Raw genomic sequence first — 16,905 nt, 5'->3', positions numbered from 1 at the left:
GAATCTTAGTGTAAGTCTTAAATTCTTTTCAACTGAGAAATAATCGTTCTATCCAATTAGAGGTAGCGGATATTTCTTTTTGAGGGTAATTAGGCATATATGAGTAAATATATTAGGTTTCAAATTGATATAAAAATAACCTTTCACCCATTGTTTTAAGGGCTTATAAATAGTAAAATTGTCAAAGTAACAGGAAAAAAGACATGAGTTAATTTAACTACTTTATATGCAATTATAACTATGATAGATGTGAAGGGAATTTTTGGATGTGGATATTGAGTGTACTATTAGTAGTACTTATTATTGTAATTGTTCTATTAAACTTTAAACGGTCAAAGTTACAACAAGAGGTAGACTCTGTAATCCCAATGCTAGAAGTCGTAGAAAACTTAAAAGATATTATGTACTATTGCGAGGTAAAGCCAAACTTAAAATATCGTTATTTAAGTCCTGTAGTAGACCAGTTTTTTGGAGAGGGTGCTATGCAGGAACATATAAAAAATCCTAGTATAATCTTTCGTGATCTTGTGCATCCGGATGATCGGCATATTTTAGTGAAGAAAAATAATGGCGAACTGGATTATAGTAAGCCCATCGTAACTAGACTGAAAAATGCGGATGGTAAATACATTTGGTTTGAGGAATATGCTACACCTGTATATGACCAGGAAGGGCTAATTGCTATTCAAGGAGTGTTAAGAGACATAAGTGAAAAAGTGGAACTGCAACAGAAACTAGAATACAAAGTCACCCATGACGCTTTGACGAATGTATATAATCGAGGTTTTTTTGAATCACAGTTAGATTACTTCAACTGGAAAAGAGATGTCCCTGTTGCAGTTCTCATATGTGATGTAGATGAACTAAAACTAGTAAATGATCATTTTGGACACAGAGTAGGGGATTCTTTAATCCGTGAAACAGCCAAATTATTAAATAGTACAGTAATTGAAAATGGGATAGTAGCAAGAATAGGTGGGGATGAATTTGCTGTTATATTCATCAATACTGAATTATTACATATTGAAAAGTATTTAACGGATCTTCGAAAAGAAATTGATCTTTTTAATAGTGTAAGTAGACCTTACCGTGTTAAAATATCGGTTGGTTATGCATATAGTCCATCTTCTTTAGGGAAAATGGATGCTCTATTCGTGGAAGCGGACAAAAAGATGTATGAAGAAAAAATAGGCAAAAGAAAACTTGTAGAGTTATAAAAAAAGAAAGTGATCTAAAGCCTTGAAATCATGATAGTTCAATATTCAATTAAATAGAAAGTAAGAAGCTGCCAATCCTCTTTGGTAGCTTCTTTTTTGCGTTACAAATAATGATTCGATGTATGTAAAATACTTATTTCCATATAAAACCTTACATAAAATAATTGTTTTGATGCATATTAAAACAGTCGACAACTTCAGATTTTAAGAGACCTATATAATGTGCGCTTTGGAAAGCTACCTATTGCACTTATAGACAGAAATGTTTGTATCTCTCTTTTTTAGGGCAATGCATAAAAGGGATTATTGAAAAGTACATCGGAGGTATAACATTGAAAAATAGAATTATAATATTTACACTAATATTTATAAGTATAACTTTATCTACAGCAAGTGCTTCAGAACCATTGATAAACCAACTAGACTTACCAAATACAAAGGTAGAGGATACACCTATCGTAGAAGAAAGTCTTCCAGATCCAACTATTCATACAGTTGTAGAAGGAGATAATCTGTATGATATTGCGGAAGCTTATAATGTTCCCATTGACTTACTAATGGAGTGGAATGGATTGTCTGATCATGTGATTTATCCAAAAGACCAGTTAATACTAAGTAAGGATGCGGAGCTAGTGAAGCACCCAAGTACTATTCCGCCAGACGGACCAGGGCAAGAGATGATAGTGGAGGCCACAGCCTATACAGCCTATTGCTATGGCTGCATCGGCATAACTGCTTACGGCATCGATCTAAGATCTAATCCAGAAGAGAAAGTGATTGCAGTGGACCCTACAGTTATTCCGCTTGGCACTAAAGTGTGGGTAGAAGGATACGGAGAAGCAATTGCTGGGGATACTGGTGGTGCTATAAAGGGTAATCGAATTGATGTGTTCATTCCTACTTATGATGGAGCAATTGAGTGGGGAAGACAGGAAATAATATTGAAAATCCTGGAGTAATTTAGATGAAAACTATGTGTATATAACACCATTTTTCCAAACAGATTTTATATGTTTGGGAGGATGGTTTCTTTTTATTTTGTTAGAATGTTTGTTTTTGAAAGTTTTTGGGCAATACTTAATCAAATTTAAAAGTGATTGAAAGATTGCTTGTAAGGAGGATAAAGTATTGAAAGCAAAAACGTTGTTAATGATTTTAGTAGCTACTTTTTCGATGAGCTCAGTAACGTACGCTGCTGATCCATTTCTAGTCGCCACTAGTGATGGAGAAGAATTTGATATATACAATTCAGATAGCGTCGCGGATTTTTCTTTTTTTGATGATGCACTAAATATCGAACTAGCTTATGATTTTCTACTGGAACCTAAGACTTATACGGTAGAAAAAGGGGATAATCTATTTAGGATTGCTCTAGAGCATAGTATTTCATTGGAATCTCTGATGGAATGGAATAATATCGAAGGCGAACTAATCTTACCTGGCGATGTATTAACTGTAAGCAACACTGGTATCCCTGAAACTATTAAGAAGGTAGCGGCTGCTTCAACAACTGTAGCTAGAAGTTCCCCACCAACTAATACGGTGGAAGAACCAAAAGTAACCGTATCTTCTTCCAAAGAAGAGCCGGAAAGTTATGGAGCAGAGATGACGGTTACCGCCACGGCTTACACAGCGTATTGCGCAGGGTGCTCAGGGACGACCGCATATGGAATCGATTTGCGAGCTAACCCCAATCAAAAAGTAATAGCAGTAGATCCTCGGGTAATCCCATTAGGTACAAGAGTGTGGGTAGAGGGTTATGGAGAAGCAATAGCTGGTGACACAGGGGGAGCTATTAAAGGCAATAAAATTGATGTTTTTATCCCTTCTCATGATAATGCTATCGCTTGGGGAGTCAAAGAAGTAAAACTTAGAGTTATCAATTAAATCCCAAAAAACAGATCAGCGACTTATGCTGATCTGTTTTTTTAGTAATACATATTTAGTTCGTTTTTATAAGTAAGTAGATAAAGTAAGGAGCACCAAGAACGGAGATAACCAATCCGACTGGGAGTTCCATTGGTGCTAATATGACTCGGCCAAGGGTGTCTGCTAGTAATAGTAACAGTGCTCCTAGCAAAGCTGCTAGGGGTAGTGACTTGGCATGAGAAGCACCTACTAAACGGCGTGCCATATGTGGAGCGATTAGACCGAGAAAAGTAATTCCTCCTCCAACTGATACACAAACCGCCGCAATCGCTACGGAAATGAACAGAAGGAAGCGTCTTTCTTTTTCAATATTGGCCCCGACACCTATTGCAATAGAGTCTCCTAACTTTAATACATCTAAGACTCGAGATTTATAAAGAACAATTGGGATCAGGACAACTAACCAAAGTGCAATCATCCAAACAAATGTCCAATTTGTTCCCCAAATACTACCAGAAAGCCAAACGATCGCTTTCATAAAGTCAATCGGCTCCATTTTCATTTGGAAAATAGTTAGACCTGCTCCAAATGCAGCATTAATCCCGATTCCTACAAGTATTAGCCGTATAGGAGTTACACGACCATTTTTCCAGGAAATTATATAGATGAGAAATGCTGCTATAAATCCTCCGATTAGTGCTGCAAATGGCATGATGAAAATAGAAAGCCAACCAGTTATAAAGACAGTTCCTTGAAAAAAGAACATATAAAGCACGATGGTAAAACCTGCACCAGCATTGATGCCTAGAATACCGGGATCAGCTAGTGGATTTCCAGAAATTCCTTGCAAAATTGCACCAGATATAGAAATTCCTAAACCTACCAGTAAGGCCATGAATATTCGAGGTAAGCGGAATTCAAATATAGTAAGTTCATTTTGAGGAGTACCATTACCAAACAATGTAGCAATAACATCGGCAATCGGTATTTTCATATATCCTGCATTAATACTTATAAGAATAGCCATAATGATTAAAATAAATGTAGTGATCATAAGAAACTTATATTTGGCTTCATTTTTAGCTAAAGTGTTTGGCATCATAATCCTCTCCCCTCTTTACGTGCTAGGTAGAGAAAGAACGGCACACCGATCAAGGCAGTAATTGCACTAACAGGTGTCTCAAAGGGAGGATTTACACTGCGTCCAACGATATCTGCAGTGATCAATAATATACCGCCTAAAATAGCGGAACATGGAATAATCCACCGATAATCTACTCCAACTAGAAATCTAGTGATATGAGGAATTACCAGACCTACAAAACCAATCATCCCAGCAATGGATACTGCAGCTCCCGTTAATAGAAGTACAGCAATTGTTCCTAACAATTGTACATAACCGGTTCGTTGACCGAGTCCTTTTGCGACATCTTCTCCTAAACTTAGCACAGAGATAGAGCGCGACAAGATTAACGCTAATATAAGTCCGACGATGATAAATGGAATAGCAAATAAAATATGTTGCGGCTGAATACTCGATACGCCGCCAGCATACCAGTAGCTGATATCCTTTGATACATTGAATTTAATACCAATAGCTGTGGATAGGGAACTAAGTAAGGAAGTAATGGCTGAGCCGACTAGCGCTAATTTTACCGGAGTAACTCCACCCTTCGCCATAGCAGAGATTCCAAATACTAAAGCTGCACCGAGCCCCGCTCCAACGAATGAGAACATCATTAAGCCCAAGTAACTTATACCTGGTAACGCAGCTAGCGCAATGGCTATTAAAAAAGATGACCCTGAAGTAACCCCCATTATGGATGGGGAAGCCAATGGATTTCTTGTCATCCCTTGCATGATTGCACCAGATACTGCTAAAGCAGCTCCAACAGAAATAGCGGCTATAGCTCGGGGAAGTCGAAGTTCACGAATGATAACATGGGAAGAATTAGTTGGATCAAAGTGAAAAATAGCACTCCATACGTCCTGATAGCTTAAGGTGGAGGATGCCCCAAAATTTATAGATACCACCACACTAAGGGCAAGTAGTATGATGCCAATGATAATGACAGCAGAGCTAGTGAAAGGATTTTTATAATCTAATGTTGTTTTAGTATTCATATGTATCATTATCCCCATTTTAAGAAAAAATAAATATTGACAAATGAAAGAATTTGTATTCTAATTGAAATCGAGAATCATTATCAATGATTCTATTATATCATACCAAAAGGGAGATTAACATGAAAAATATACTAGGTAAAAATAAATGGATACAATTAGTAGGAGCAGGTGCTTTAGCTTTAGCATTAGCGGCTTGTGGTGATGAAGATTCTAAAGAGCAGTCCACAACAGATAAAGCAGAAGAACAAGCAACGGACGTACAGGAAAGCGATACACGTACATTGACAGATGCGATGGGCAATGAAGTAGTAGTGCCTGTTAACCCAGAACGTGTACTAGCTTCATACTTAGAAGATAATTTAGTCGCATTAGGAATAACTCCTGTTGCACAATGGAGTGTAAATGATGGAGCAAGCATACAGGGATATTTACAGGACGATTTAAAAGACGTTCCAATGATTCCTTATGACCTACCATTCGAAGCAGTTCAAGAATACGCACCTGACTTGATCATCATGGATTCAGCAAGCATGGTAGAAGGCGGTAAATACGAGCAATACAGTAAAATTGCTCCAACATACGTAATTGGAACAGAAGTCAACAACGATTGGCGCGACGAACTAAAGCGTGTAGGGGAAGTATTCGGTAAAGAAGCAGAAGCTCAAAAAGCACTGGAAGATTATGATGCAAAAGCGGCAGAAGCAAAAGCAACGATAGAAGCTGAGGTAGGAAATCCTTCAGTAGCTGCTGTATGGCTAGTAGGTGGGAAATTCTTCGTAGTAGGAGAAAACTTATCTAGTGGTGCGGTAATGTATGGTGACTTAGGATTGAAGACACCTGCAGTAGTAAAAGAAATTTCAGCAAGTGCAACTGGTAACTGGAGTGAAATATCTTTAGAAAAACTGGTTGAGTTAGATGCAGAGCATTTATTCTTGATCAATAGTGATACAACAAGTGGTTCTACTGCTTTAAGTGAAGCATTATGGAACAGTGTTCCTGCTGTAAAAGCTGGAAATGTATATGAATTTTCCCCAGACGAAAGTTGGTTATACACTGGAACAATTGCTAATGAACAAATTATCGACAATATTTTAAAAAGCATTGTAAAATAGTTTGCCAAGAGGCTATCTCCCTGTTATTGGGAGATAGCCTTTAATTGTTTTAGTTCTTCTGCCAATTTAGATCTACGTAACTTTCTATGTCGCAGAAAGTCCTTCATCTCATCCACAGATTGATAAGACAAGCGAATATAGTAATAATTTATATACTCTGCTAGCGCAAACAAATATAAAAAGAGGGTCCAATAGTAGGCTTTAGAATGATTTATCGATTCATATATCAATAGAACAAAGCCAGCTCCTATAAGAAAAAGATTCACTCGCTTTAGAATCCGAAAAAATTTCAGATGATAATCGGGCAATATAGTGAAATCCCTATGCTTAGCTTGTCTCCATTTTAAATACCAATAATAACTTCCTTGTAATAATAGAAATTCTAGGAATAGAAATGCATATAAAGGGGGAAAAGAAGTTAAGTATGGATTTGCCCATTCATACATATGTAAAAATAGTAGCCATACACCTCCAAACATGATTGTTGCGGTCAATTCACCTGTAAACAATTTAAATAGTTTTTTCGTCAGTTTCTGATGCATGTACACACCCTCTTTGCGTAAAATTCTATGTTTAACATCGATTGTACCCCCCTTTAATCATTTAATTTACTAAAGGGTTGAGAAGACAGATAGAATGTAGCATAATAAGAAAATTAATATTTATATAATGGGAGCTGTTTCTATGTCTATTAACATGAAAGCAAAAAGTAACTCACAACATCAAAACAGTCATTTTGAAAATCGTGGACGATTGCTAGTAAAATGCCCTGATAAACCAGGAATCGTGTCAGTGCTATCAACATTTTTACACACACATAATTCAAATATTATTGAGTCTAGCCAATATTCCAGTGATCCAGTGAACGGTACATTTTTTATACGAATTGCATATCATTGTGAAGGTTTAGTTGGAAAGTGTGCACAAATGGAAAAGGATTTCGAACAAATTGCTGCAGTGCATAATATGGAATATAGTTTTAATTATTTACGTGAGCGTACACGTTCTGCAATTTTTGTTTCTAAGGAACCACACTGTTTAATGGAGCTTTTATGGGAATGGCAAAACGGAGATTTGGATACAGATATAGTTGTAGTCATTAGTAATCATGAAGACGCCAGACCATTTGTCGAGGCTCTAGGCATTCCATATTATTATATACCAGCAAACAAAGAAATTCGAAAACAAGTGGAAGCTGAACAGGTTCGTTTAATGGAGCAGTACAAAGTAGATTTACTCATCCTGGCTCGTTATATGCAAATATTAACACCAGAGTTTGTAGAGCATTTTGAAAATCGGATTATTAATATACATCATTCATTTCTACCAGCGTTTATCGGTGCTGGTCCATATGAGCGGGCATACGAACGCGGAGTAAAGCTGATTGGGGCTACTTCTCATTATGTAACAAATAATTTAGATGAAGGTCCAATTATCGAACAAGATGTGGAGCGAGTAGATCATCGGGATGACGTAGTTCAGTTAAAGAAAATTGGACGTAATATCGAGCGACGAGTATTAACAAAAGCTGTGAAATGGCATTTAGAAAATCGTGTTATCGTAGAAGGCAATAAGACGATCGTTTTCCACTAAGTCAAAAGTTGGTAATGCTCATATAGGTTGAATGCGCTACTCCTTCTGTATATAATGGATATAGAAACAGAGACTATAAAGACTGGATACGCGAATATCCAGTCAGCAATTACAGACCGCGGAAAGAGCGGTTGGTCCAAGGTCGAAAATAACCGTCAAACCTTTAGCTCAGGGGACGGTTATTTCTTTTTTACAAAGAAAATGATAATGGTCACTACTATGGAAAAGGTTGCTATCAGTACAGCACTAAGCTGGATCAACAAACTCATCATCTGGTATGTTGTCATGGCAACACCTCCTAACGGAAAAGTGACCAGCCGCCTACCCTACTATGTAATTGCCAACTTATTATAACACAAAAAAGAACTAATGTTCTATTTTATTGTGTGTCGTTATTCGAATCTCTATCTAATGATGTCAAAGATGCATGATTTTTCACATAAATTCTCCGACAATAAAAGCCCTACCAGAGCAATTATTTCTCTGGTAGGGCTTCTATTAAATTTGAATGGGTTTCTTTGCTCGAATATCTCCTAATAAGAACCTTCCGTATGGAATCATTTTTTGAATAATGATAGATGCTATGATCGGTATGATTAATCCGAGTGTCGTAAAACCAATAATGCCGTATTGGAAATAGTCGTTCAGGATAATATCAGTGAAAATATGCAAATACATAATAGTAATTGAATGTTTTTCAATTTTTGCCAACCAGTCTAACGAAAGAATAGTAGTAATTCTTTGGAACAGACCAAGAATAACGATTATGAACGCAATGGGTATAACTAAGTCTAGTAGTAAATGTTCATAGCGAAGGAATTTCATACTTAAGTGATAATCAATAACCCCAAGTTTATCAGTAACTATGGCAGTTATTGCCACAATTAGAGCTCCGATAAACCACGTTTTAGTAATGTTCATCCAAATAGATTTAGCATAATAGCCAAGAGAAAAATAGACGATTGCCATTAAGACGACATCCAAGTTCCAAAGCATTGGAATTGTTTGTGAAGCTTTATCTGGAGCTCCACTAATATATTGCATTGCAAAAATACTTTCTAAATGTGCGACGATGTAAAATACGATAAGTAATACTATTTGTTTGAATCGATTTAAATACTTTGTCATCAATGTGAACAATAAATATGTAAAGAACAATGTGGTGACGAACCAGAAAACTCCATAAGCACCACGTGCAAAACGACCCGCAATAACTAATTTCCATAAATCTTGTATGTACCAGGATAAGTCGAAGTTACCTCCTGCAAGCTCCATTCCATATCGAACAGTTGTAATGGCTAATAGGAAAAAGAAATAAGGTACCATCAGCTGTAGAAATCTTTTTTTGATAGAGACTTTTGTATCTTGTTCCTCTTTTAATTCTTTGAAAAATAATCCACTTAATAAGAAAAAGGCCGGCATATGAAACCAATATATATATGTGATAAACGGAAAATCCAATTCACCTGGATAATGTCCGATTACAACTAATATCATTAAGAATCCTTTTGTCACATCGACCCATGTTAATCGCTTGTTAGCCATAAAACTTCCTCCAAAACATAATATCTATGTTTGTTTATCCGTTTTTGGGTAATTATAAACGTATAATGTGTTTCAAGTATATTACATATTTTTAAAAGGAGTTTTGTTATATGTTGGAAGTAATTTGTTTTGGTGATAGTATCACTGCCAGAAAAGAAGGGTATCCATCGCCCATATTAACTCATAAAATGTCTTCAAAAATGCCTAATTATAAATTTATCAATGCAGGAGTATCCGGAAATACAACGGAGCAAGCGATGTTTCGTTTTAACAAAGATGTGTTATCAAAACGTCCAGATGTAGTGACTGTATTATTTGGAGCAAATGATTCGGCAACTGATAAGTTGGTAGATATAGATACGTTTAAGCGTAATATTTCATTGTTTACAAAGCAGATTGGTCCAGAAAAGACTATATTAATAAGCCCAGCTCCCGTTGATGAATCCCTTCAGAGCAACCGAACGAATGAACGTTTAAAACAATATGCTCAGGTCGTTCAAGAGGTGGCAGAAGAGACAAACAGTTATTTTATCGACTTTTTTCAAATTGTATACTCAAAGCCAAACTATAAGGAGTTATTAGTTGGAGAGAAGAATGATGGACTTCATTTTGGGGAAGCTTGCTATGAATTGCTTTCTGATGTAATAGTGGAAAAGATAGAGGACATGGAAATTGAGGATGGTTTCTTTAAAAAGTTAGTAGACCGATTAATGAGAGGCTAGTATTTTTCTAGCGATTGTTGGTAATGATAATAGAAAGATTCGAATGAGGAGTGAATTTTTCATGCTGCAATTACAAACAGAGTTAGAAGGAAAAGAAATCGGTTTTGGTGATTTAAGAAGTAGAATAGATAGCCTCGGGTATACGATAGGTGGAAATTGGGACTACCATAAAGGCAGTTTTGACAATGTATTATGGCGAGAAGAAGGGGAAACTATTTACTTGCGACTTCCATTTGAAGTGGTGGAAGGGGAGTTAGATAATTACGACGCACAGATTAAGTTTCAAACTCCTTATGTGATCAAGCATGTTGTTAATATAGGGTTAGATGATGAGGAGAATTCACTGCTCACATCTACAGGGTTCAATCAATTCCAACCTCCAGTTGATAAGGATGGTCAAATTGAAAACCAAAATAAATGGACAGCAGCTGGAGAACAAGCAGTTGAGAAAATCGTACGGTTAGTTCAATAAGTGAAAGATCATTTTGCACAAGTTGCGAAATGGTCTTTTTTTTTAACTGATGAGAAAGTGTATGTAGCGTGAAATCTGGATTTACTGAACCTTTTACTGATTTTCGGATAACCTTCTACAAGTAATTATTCGTCCAGACTTCAGCGTCTAGCCCCTCGAGTCGCTTCAGAATAGCAATAAAGGCAAAGAGCGCCTTTATTGCTATTCTTCCAGCGCTTGTCGGGTCTTACCTAGGCGCTTGCGCTTTTGTTCTTGCTAGAAGCTAACTGAAAGACCCCACACTTACAATATTCGACGTATTTCATTATAATAGAAGCATTAGAGATATAACTGGAAAGGAAAGCAACCGATGAAATATGAACGAATGATTAATTCGGAGCAAGAAACACAGGCTCTTGCTGAGCAAATGGCAGCTCGCTTACATGCCGGGGATGTCCTGACTCTAGAAGGTGATTTAGGAGCAGGTAAAACGACATTCACTAAAAGTGTGGCAAAAGGTTTGGGTATTAAGCGTAACGTGAACAGTCCCACTTTTACTATTTTAAAACAGTATGAGGGTAGGCTCCCGTTAAACCATTTAGATGTTTACCGACTTGCAAATAGTGACGAGGATCTAGGGTGGGACGAGCTGTTTTACGGGGATGCGGTCAGTATTATTGAGTGGGCCCATTTGATAGAAGAAGACCTACCAGCAGAACGATTAGCGATTCAGATACTACGGCTAGATGAGAATGCCAGAAAATTTACGTTTATGCCCCTGGGCGAACGATATGAACAATTATGTGAGGAGCTTTTTGAATGATTTGGTTAGGGATAGATACATCACATACACCGCTAGCGGTAGCTATTGTAAAGGACGAACAAGTACTTGCTTCGATTCAGTCCTCTATGAAAATTACTCACTCGATTGGAACAATGCCAGCGATTGAAGAATTAATGGAAAAAGCAAATATCAAGCCAAATGAAATAGAGGCAATTGCTGTAGCGAAAGGACCCGGTTCTTATACAGGAGTCCGTATTGGAGTTACGATTGGAAAAACGCTCGCATGGACACTAAAGGTGCCGATATATTCAGTATCGAGCTTACATGTACTTGCCGAGAATGCACCCTATTTCCAAGGAGTAGTGTGTTCTATTATGGATGCACGTCGCGGTAATGTCTTTGCTGGAATCTATACAAACGGTGAAGTAGTAAAAGAAGCGCATATGTCTTTAGTAGATCTACTGACCACGTTAGATAATTTAGAACAGCCAGTTTTGTTTGTTGGGATGGACGTTACAATTCACTGGGAGCATATAAAGGAAGTACTTGGAGATAAGGTGCAACGTGTTAATGCTGCTTTCGATTTACCAAATGCTGCAGTTTTAATAGAAATGGCAAAAAAAATGGAGCCTGACGAAGTGCATACAGTAGTGCCGGAGTATTTACGTATTACAGAAGCAGAGGCAAACTGGATGAAAGAGCAGAAGAAAAATGGAAACTAATATTACGTATCGCAAAATGACAATAGATGATATAGACCAAGTTCTGTTAATCGAAGAGGAAGCTTTCGATACACCGTGGACAAGAGAAGCCTTTGAGCACGAAATGACGACAAATGAATATTCACACTATCTTGTAGCTGAAACTGAAACGAAAGAGTTAGTTGGATACTGTGGCATGTGGGTAGTGATGGATGAAAGTCATATTACCAATGTGGCGGTATCGGAAAGAATGCGTGGAAACAAAATTGGCGAAGGCTTAATGCGTGAAGCTATCCGTGTTGTAACAGAGCAAAATGTAGTTCTCATGACGTTAGAAGTTAGAGTTTCAAATGATGTAGCGAAGAACTTATATCATAAACTCAATTTTCAAGACGGAGGCATACGGAAAAATTATTATTCAGATACCGGAGAGGATGCACTTGTGATGTGGGTGGAATTTAAATGATGAAAGACCAATATATCTTAGGGATAGAAACGAGCTGTGATGAGACAGCGGCATCGATAGTAAAAAATGGGCAAGAGATTATTTCCAATGTAGTCGCTTCACAAATTGAAAGTCATAAACGATTCGGTGGGGTAGTGCCCGAAATTGCATCCAGACATCATGTGGAGCAAATTACGATTGTCATTGAAGAAGCATTAAAACAAGCAGGCATGACACCTCAGGATTTAGATGCAGTTGCAGTAACAGAAGGACCTGGGTTAGTAGGGGCTCTTCTAATAGGTATAAATGCAGCGAAAGCATTTGCTTTTGCGAATGGGCTTCCACTTGTCGGAGTTCATCATATCGCTGGACATATTTATGCAAATGCGCTAGTACAGAAGATGGAATTTCCACTTCTTGCATTAGTTGTTTCTGGAGGGCATACAGAGCTTGTATTGATGAAGGACGATGGTCTGTTCGAACTAATCGGTGAGACTAGAGATGACGCTGCAGGTGAAGCGTACGATAAAGTAGCACGTGTACTGAATCTCCCTTACCCAGGAGGCCCACATATCGATAAACTAGCTAATGAAAGTGACGAAGCACTGCAATTTCCAAGAGCTTGGCTAGAAGAAGGGTCCTATGATTTTAGCTTTAGTGGATTAAAATCAGCAGTTATCAATTATCAGCATAACGCCGAGCAACGAGGGGAAAAAGTAAATCCGAACCATCTGGCGGCGGGCTTCCAGCAAAGTGTAGTGGAAGTATTAACAACAAAAACAATTCGTGCTGCACGAGAATTTAAAGTTAAACAAGTCATAGCGGCAGGTGGAGTTGCTGCCAATAAAGGACTTCGTACATCACTAGAAGAAGCTTTTACTAAAGAAAATATACCTTTTTATGTTCCCCCCATCAAACTGTGTACCGATAATGCTGCGATGATTGCAGCTGCAGGAAATTCGAAATTTTCAGCGGGTCATAGAGGTAATATGTCGATGAATGGTAGGCCTGGACTAGAATTAGATAGTTGGAACTGAAAAAAACAGAAATACTATAATAGCCCTGAAAAGCGTCGGAGAATTGACGGTAAGGCATCTTTTGCCTTTATCCGACATTCTGAAACAACTCAAGGGGCTAGAGCCTAGACAAATAATTGATGCCCTCTTTTCTTCGACAAGAAAAGAGGGTTTTTTAACACGGAATTTAGTAGTTGTCAATAGAGAACATCCGTACTTATGCACAATTTGTGGATAACATGTGTGTAACTTAAGATAAAACTATATATAGTATGATTGTTATGCACAGCGCTGTGGACAACTAAGTTTTTGAATTGTGGACAATGTGGATAAACCTGTTGATAGATTGATATAACTCGTTTTTCTTTGTGAATAAATATGTGGAGAAAAATTATTGCAAAATAGCACTTGACCAACATATATGTACACCATACGACAGACATTCAATGAAAAATTAATATAAAGGAAGGATTAATACTAAAATTGTAGAATTTTAGTAGTCAGGGAGAAAATACCAAGATCAGAAAGCAAAAAGAAAAGGTAGTGAAGCCAAAACAAAATTGGTTACACTACCTTTTTTCTTTAAGTCGCTATTTCTTCCAGTTGTTCCTGTAATTCCAACCACTCATTGGATAAGTTATCTTGTTTTTCCTTCAATTGATCGAGTTCCATTTGTAATTGTTGAACAGCTTCATGGTCTTGGAAAATCTCCGGTTCACATAGCTTTTCTTCGATTATCGTAATTTCCGCGTCCACCGTCGGCATCTGACTTTCTAATTCCTCTAGCTGACGTCGAAGCTGGCGTTCTTTTTTCTTAGCTTCTTTATCTATGGTGGATGTGTTCACTTTGGTAACTACCGTATTTTCCACGACAGCATTTTCTAAAGCAAGCTCTTCCATTTCTTCTTTTTTCTCTAAGTAGTAGTCGTAGTCTCCAAGGAACAGGGTTGCATCATCACTTGCTAACTCAATCACTTTTGTTGCTATTCGGTTAATGAAATAACGGTCATGGGATACGAATATAATCGTCCCTGGGAAATCAAGTAATGCATTTTCGAGAACCTCTTTACTGTCTAAGTCTAGATGGTTAGTAGGCTCATCGAGTACAAGGGTGTTCGCTTTTAAAAGCATGAGCTTGGCAAGTGCAAGTCTAGCTTTTTCACCACCAGACAGTGTAGATACAGTTTTTTGTACATCATCTCCCGTAAATAAGAATCGACCTAATACGTTACGGATATCTCGCTCATTCATCAATGGCCATTCATCCCACAGTTCTAACAAAGCTGTCTTATTGCCAGTCAGTGCCGCTTGTTCTTGGTCATAATAACCAAATTGGACATTTGTTCCGTATTGAATTTTGCCTCCAGCAGCTTCCAGTTGTTTCATAATGGTTTTTAGTAAAGTCGATTTTCCAACTCCATTTGGTCCAACAAGTGCAATTCGATCCTGTTTGTACACAGAAAAGGATATGTTAGATGAAACTGTATTGTTTGGATAACCGACTGCAATTTCCTCTAGGCGGAGAACGTCATTCCCACTAGGTCGGTCGATAGTAAATCCGAATGAAGCAGATTTTTCATCGCCATCTGGGGAATCCATCCAGTCTGTTTTTTCAATAACCTTCCGTCTAGATTGGGCCATTTTAGTCGTAGAGGCACGAGCTAGGTTTTTACTAACAAACTCCTCTAGCTTTGCTTTTTCCTCTTGCTGTTTTTCATATTTCTTACTATCTAATTCATAGTTTTTTGCTTTTTGCGTTAAGTAAGAGCTATAGTTCCCAACAAATCTTGCTACATTATGACGAGATACCTCATACACAAAGGTAACTACCTGATCTAAAAAGTAACGATCATGCGATACGATAAGAACAGCACCATTATAATTCTTTAAATAATTTTCTAAAAAGCTTAATGTTTGAATGTCCAAATGATTGGTAGGCTCATCGAGGATGAGTAAGTCTGGCTTACTTAAAAGCATTTTAGCTAATGCTAGTCTCGTTTTTTGACCACCAGATAATGCTTGTACTGGCTTCTCATAATCTTCTGGGAAGAACTGCATGCCATGTAGGATAGATCGAATATCAGATTCGAAGCGATAACCACCAGCTTCATTGAAAGCTAATTGCAATTCATCGTACGTTGCTGCCACTCTTGCATAAGCCTCGGTATCTTCATATACAGAAGGATCAGCCATCTGTGATTCTAAGGAACGAAGCTCTTTTTCTGAGTTAATGAGATGACTAAAAATAGTCTTCATTTCGTCCCAAATAGTCAGCTTAGATTCTAGACCTGCATGTTGCTCTAGATAGCCAAGACGAATGTTTTTGGGCATAATGATTTCGCCTGAATCGTATGACATCTCACCAGCAATTATTTTAAGTAAAGTAGATTTTCCAGCACCGTTTCTGCCAACAAGGGCGACCCGGTCTCTGTCCTGAACCTCTAGCTTTACGTTTGTTAATATATCTTCACCGTTAAAGGATTTTGTTATTTGATTGACTTGTAAAACGATCACAGTATTCGCACCTCAATTCTAACTTAAGTGTAATAGATAGGGCTTGTTGTTGCAACGCCATAGCTTTACAATGGTAGAAATGTCTAGTAAGATAAAAACGATTTGTTTGACTAAACTAGGAGGATTTTTATGAAACCAGATATACCAAGAATTCCTCAAGCAACTACAAAAAGACTTCCATTATATTATAGATTTTTACAAAGCTTTGATAATGCTGGACATAAAAGAGTTTCTTCACAGGAATTGAGTGAAGCGATGAAGATTGATTCCGCAACAATTAGAAGAGATTTCTCTCATTTTGGTGCTCTCGGGAAAAAGGGTTACGGCTACGAAGTACCAACGTTACTGGAGTTTTTCCGCAAAACACTAGATCAGGATGAGGCAGCGAATGTCGCGCTTATTGGTGTTGGTAGTTTGGGAACTGCTTTCTTGAAGTATAACTTCCAAAAAAATCATAACACTAAGATTGTCGTAGCTTTTGATACAAAGGCACCTGTTGAGGGAACGACTATTAGTGATATACCTGTATATCACTCTAGTGTTATGCTAGAAAAACTAGAGGAATATGGAATTGAGTTAGTTATTTTCACTTTACCGAGTAGATCAGCACAGCAAGTAGCAGACCAACTAGGGACTTCGTCTATTAAAGGGATACTAAACTTTACACCAATTCGTATTCAAACAACGGATGCGATCCGAGTACACACAATCGATTTATCTGTCGAATTGCAAACCTTGATTTATCTCATAAGAAACGAACATACTGAATAACTAAAGAAGCCTTTGACCACAATGCTAATGGGTCAAAG

17 protein-coding genes are annotated in these 16,905 nt (G+C 37.5%); 12 read left to right on the top strand and 5 right to left on the bottom strand.

The window, feature by feature from the left end; translation table 11 throughout:
- The first annotated feature begins 266 nt into the window (after positions 1-266).
- The 3 genes from MHI40_RS16430 to MHI40_RS16420 all read left to right on the top strand — a co-directional run bounded on the left by MHI40_RS16430 (position 267) and on the right by MHI40_RS16420 (position 3,104).
- A complete protein-coding gene (locus MHI40_RS16430; protein ID WP_340763558.1) occupies positions 267-1,217 on the top strand; it encodes a sensor domain-containing diguanylate cyclase in 951 nt (316 codons plus the stop codon).
- 332 nt (positions 1,218-1,549) lie between these two features.
- Positions 1,550-2,176, top strand: a complete 627-nt coding sequence (locus tag MHI40_RS16425) for a 3D domain-containing protein (protein WP_093538267.1) — start codon at positions 1,550-1,552, stop codon at positions 2,174-2,176.
- A 169-nt stretch (positions 2,177-2,345) separates the two neighbouring features.
- The gene (locus MHI40_RS16420) at positions 2,346-3,104 is read left to right on the top strand and encodes a 3D domain-containing protein (protein ID WP_281249763.1); all 759 of its coding nucleotides are present in this window, start codon (positions 2,346-2,348) and stop codon (positions 3,102-3,104) included.
- Between the two features lie 55 nt (positions 3,105-3,159).
- On the opposite strand, the gene MHI40_RS16415 is transcribed toward MHI40_RS16420, so the two are convergent.
- Together MHI40_RS16415 and MHI40_RS16410 are read right to left on the bottom strand one after the other, a co-directional pair.
- Positions 3,160-4,188: a FecCD family ABC transporter permease gene (locus tag MHI40_RS16415; protein ID WP_407691721.1), complete on the bottom strand. Its 1,029-nt coding sequence runs from the start codon at positions 4,186-4,188 to the stop codon at positions 3,160-3,162.
- Positions 4,185-5,219 (bottom strand): FecCD family ABC transporter permease, encoded by a 1,035-nt coding sequence (locus MHI40_RS16410; RefSeq protein WP_407691723.1) that lies wholly within the window; start codon positions 5,217-5,219, stop codon positions 4,185-4,187. The genes MHI40_RS16415 and MHI40_RS16410 overlap by 4 nt, the downstream gene beginning before the upstream one ends.
- Before the next feature lie 113 nt (positions 5,220-5,332).
- Here MHI40_RS16410 and MHI40_RS16405 point away from each other — a divergent pair, with 113 nt between their 5' ends.
- Positions 5,333-6,325: an ABC transporter substrate-binding protein gene (locus MHI40_RS16405; RefSeq protein ID WP_340763557.1), complete on the top strand. Its 993-nt coding sequence runs from the start codon at positions 5,333-5,335 to the stop codon at positions 6,323-6,325.
- Positions 6,326-6,348: 23 nt separating this feature from the next.
- On the opposite strand, the gene MHI40_RS16400 is transcribed toward MHI40_RS16405, so the two are convergent.
- Positions 6,349-6,867, bottom strand: a complete 519-nt coding sequence (locus tag MHI40_RS16400; protein WP_340763556.1) for a hypothetical protein — start codon at positions 6,865-6,867, stop codon at positions 6,349-6,351.
- 142 nt (positions 6,868-7,009) lie between these two features.
- Between MHI40_RS16400 and purU the strand changes: the two genes are divergently transcribed.
- Positions 7,010-7,918 carry a formyltetrahydrofolate deformylase gene (purU, locus tag MHI40_RS16395; RefSeq protein WP_340763555.1) on the top strand — a complete coding sequence of 303 codons (909 nt, stop codon included), beginning with the start codon at positions 7,010-7,012 and terminating at the stop codon, positions 7,916-7,918.
- Between the two features lie 498 nt (positions 7,919-8,416).
- On the opposite strand, the gene MHI40_RS16390 is transcribed toward purU, so the two are convergent.
- The gene (locus MHI40_RS16390) at positions 8,417-9,463 is read right to left on the bottom strand and encodes an acyltransferase family protein (protein WP_340763554.1); all 1,047 of its coding nucleotides are present in this window, start codon (positions 9,461-9,463) and stop codon (positions 8,417-8,419) included.
- 110 nt (positions 9,464-9,573) lie between these two features.
- Between MHI40_RS16390 and MHI40_RS16385 the strand changes: the two genes are divergently transcribed.
- The 6 genes from MHI40_RS16385 to tsaD all read left to right on the top strand — a co-directional run bounded on the left by MHI40_RS16385 (position 9,574) and on the right by tsaD (position 13,603).
- Positions 9,574-10,185, top strand: coding sequence for a GDSL-type esterase/lipase family protein (locus MHI40_RS16385; RefSeq protein WP_340763553.1), 612 nt, complete (start codon positions 9,574-9,576; stop codon positions 10,183-10,185).
- A gap of 61 nt (positions 10,186-10,246) precedes the next feature.
- Positions 10,247-10,657: a YugN family protein gene (locus MHI40_RS16380; RefSeq protein WP_340763552.1), complete on the top strand. Its 411-nt coding sequence runs from the start codon at positions 10,247-10,249 to the stop codon at positions 10,655-10,657.
- 349 nt (positions 10,658-11,006) lie between these two features.
- On the top strand, positions 11,007-11,459 hold the full coding sequence (gene tsaE / locus MHI40_RS16375; protein ID WP_093538275.1) for a tRNA (adenosine(37)-N6)-threonylcarbamoyltransferase complex ATPase subunit type 1 TsaE: 453 nt from the start codon (positions 11,007-11,009) through the stop codon (positions 11,457-11,459).
- On the top strand, positions 11,456-12,142 hold the full coding sequence (gene tsaB, locus MHI40_RS16370) for a tRNA (adenosine(37)-N6)-threonylcarbamoyltransferase complex dimerization subunit type 1 TsaB (protein WP_340763551.1): 687 nt from the start codon (positions 11,456-11,458) through the stop codon (positions 12,140-12,142). Before tsaE ends, tsaB begins: the two co-directional genes overlap by 4 nt.
- On the top strand, positions 12,132-12,587 hold the full coding sequence (gene rimI, locus MHI40_RS16365) for a ribosomal protein S18-alanine N-acetyltransferase (protein WP_093538277.1): 456 nt from the start codon (positions 12,132-12,134) through the stop codon (positions 12,585-12,587). The genes tsaB and rimI overlap by 11 nt, the downstream gene beginning before the upstream one ends.
- Positions 12,584-13,603, top strand: coding sequence for a tRNA (adenosine(37)-N6)-threonylcarbamoyltransferase complex transferase subunit TsaD (tsaD, locus tag MHI40_RS16360; protein WP_340763550.1), 1,020 nt, complete (start codon positions 12,584-12,586; stop codon positions 13,601-13,603). Before rimI ends, tsaD begins: the two co-directional genes overlap by 4 nt.
- 561 nt (positions 13,604-14,164) lie before the next feature.
- Here tsaD and MHI40_RS16355 read toward each other — a convergent pair.
- Entirely contained in the window at positions 14,165-16,096 is a 1,932-nt protein-coding gene (locus tag MHI40_RS16355) for an ABC-F family ATP-binding cassette domain-containing protein (RefSeq protein ID WP_340763549.1), read from the bottom strand.
- A 129-nt stretch (positions 16,097-16,225) separates the two neighbouring features.
- Here MHI40_RS16355 and MHI40_RS16350 point away from each other — a divergent pair, with 129 nt between their 5' ends.
- Entirely contained in the window at positions 16,226-16,867 is a 642-nt protein-coding gene (locus MHI40_RS16350) for a redox-sensing transcriptional repressor Rex (RefSeq protein WP_093538280.1), read from the top strand.
- The last annotated feature ends 38 nt before the right edge of the window (positions 16,868-16,905 follow it).

The sequence above is a fragment of the Psychrobacillus sp. FSL H8-0510 genome (assembly GCF_038008345.1).
In the GTDB taxonomy this organism is placed as follows: Bacteria; Bacillota; Bacilli; order Bacillales_A; family Planococcaceae; genus Psychrobacillus; species Psychrobacillus psychrotolerans.
This window is presented reverse-complemented; position numbering and strand designations above follow the sequence as displayed.

Excerpts from the sequence above, each read along its gene's own strand:
- MHI40_RS16430 (WP_340763558.1), top strand. The coding sequence starts at position 267 with ATGTGGATATTGAGTGTACTATTAGTAGTACTTATTATTGTAATTGTT.
- MHI40_RS16415 (WP_407691721.1), bottom strand. The coding sequence starts at position 4,188 with ATGATGCCAAACACTTTAGCTAAAAATGAAGCCAAATATAAGTTTCTT.
- MHI40_RS16410 (WP_407691723.1), bottom strand. The coding sequence starts at position 5,219 with ATGATACATATGAATACTAAAACAACATTAGATTATAAAAATCCTTTC.
- MHI40_RS16405 (WP_340763557.1), top strand. The coding sequence starts at position 5,333 with ATGAAAAATATACTAGGTAAAAATAAATGGATACAATTAGTAGGAGCA.
- MHI40_RS16400 (WP_340763556.1), bottom strand. The coding sequence starts at position 6,867 with ATGCATCAGAAACTGACGAAAAAACTATTTAAATTGTTTACAGGTGAA.
- purU (WP_340763555.1), top strand. The coding sequence starts at position 7,010 with ATGTCTATTAACATGAAAGCAAAAAGTAACTCACAACATCAAAACAGT.
- MHI40_RS16390 (WP_340763554.1), bottom strand. The coding sequence starts at position 9,463 with ATGGCTAACAAGCGATTAACATGGGTCGATGTGACAAAAGGATTCTTA.
- MHI40_RS16385 (WP_340763553.1), top strand. The coding sequence starts at position 9,574 with ATGTTGGAAGTAATTTGTTTTGGTGATAGTATCACTGCCAGAAAAGAA.
- MHI40_RS16380 (WP_340763552.1), top strand. The coding sequence starts at position 10,247 with ATGCTGCAATTACAAACAGAGTTAGAAGGAAAAGAAATCGGTTTTGGT.
- tsaE (WP_093538275.1), top strand. The coding sequence starts at position 11,007 with ATGAAATATGAACGAATGATTAATTCGGAGCAAGAAACACAGGCTCTT.
- tsaB (WP_340763551.1), top strand. The coding sequence starts at position 11,456 with ATGATTTGGTTAGGGATAGATACATCACATACACCGCTAGCGGTAGCT.
- rimI (WP_093538277.1), top strand. The coding sequence starts at position 12,132 with ATGGAAACTAATATTACGTATCGCAAAATGACAATAGATGATATAGAC.
- tsaD (WP_340763550.1), top strand. The coding sequence starts at position 12,584 with ATGATGAAAGACCAATATATCTTAGGGATAGAAACGAGCTGTGATGAG.
- MHI40_RS16350 (WP_093538280.1), top strand. The coding sequence starts at position 16,226 with ATGAAACCAGATATACCAAGAATTCCTCAAGCAACTACAAAAAGACTT.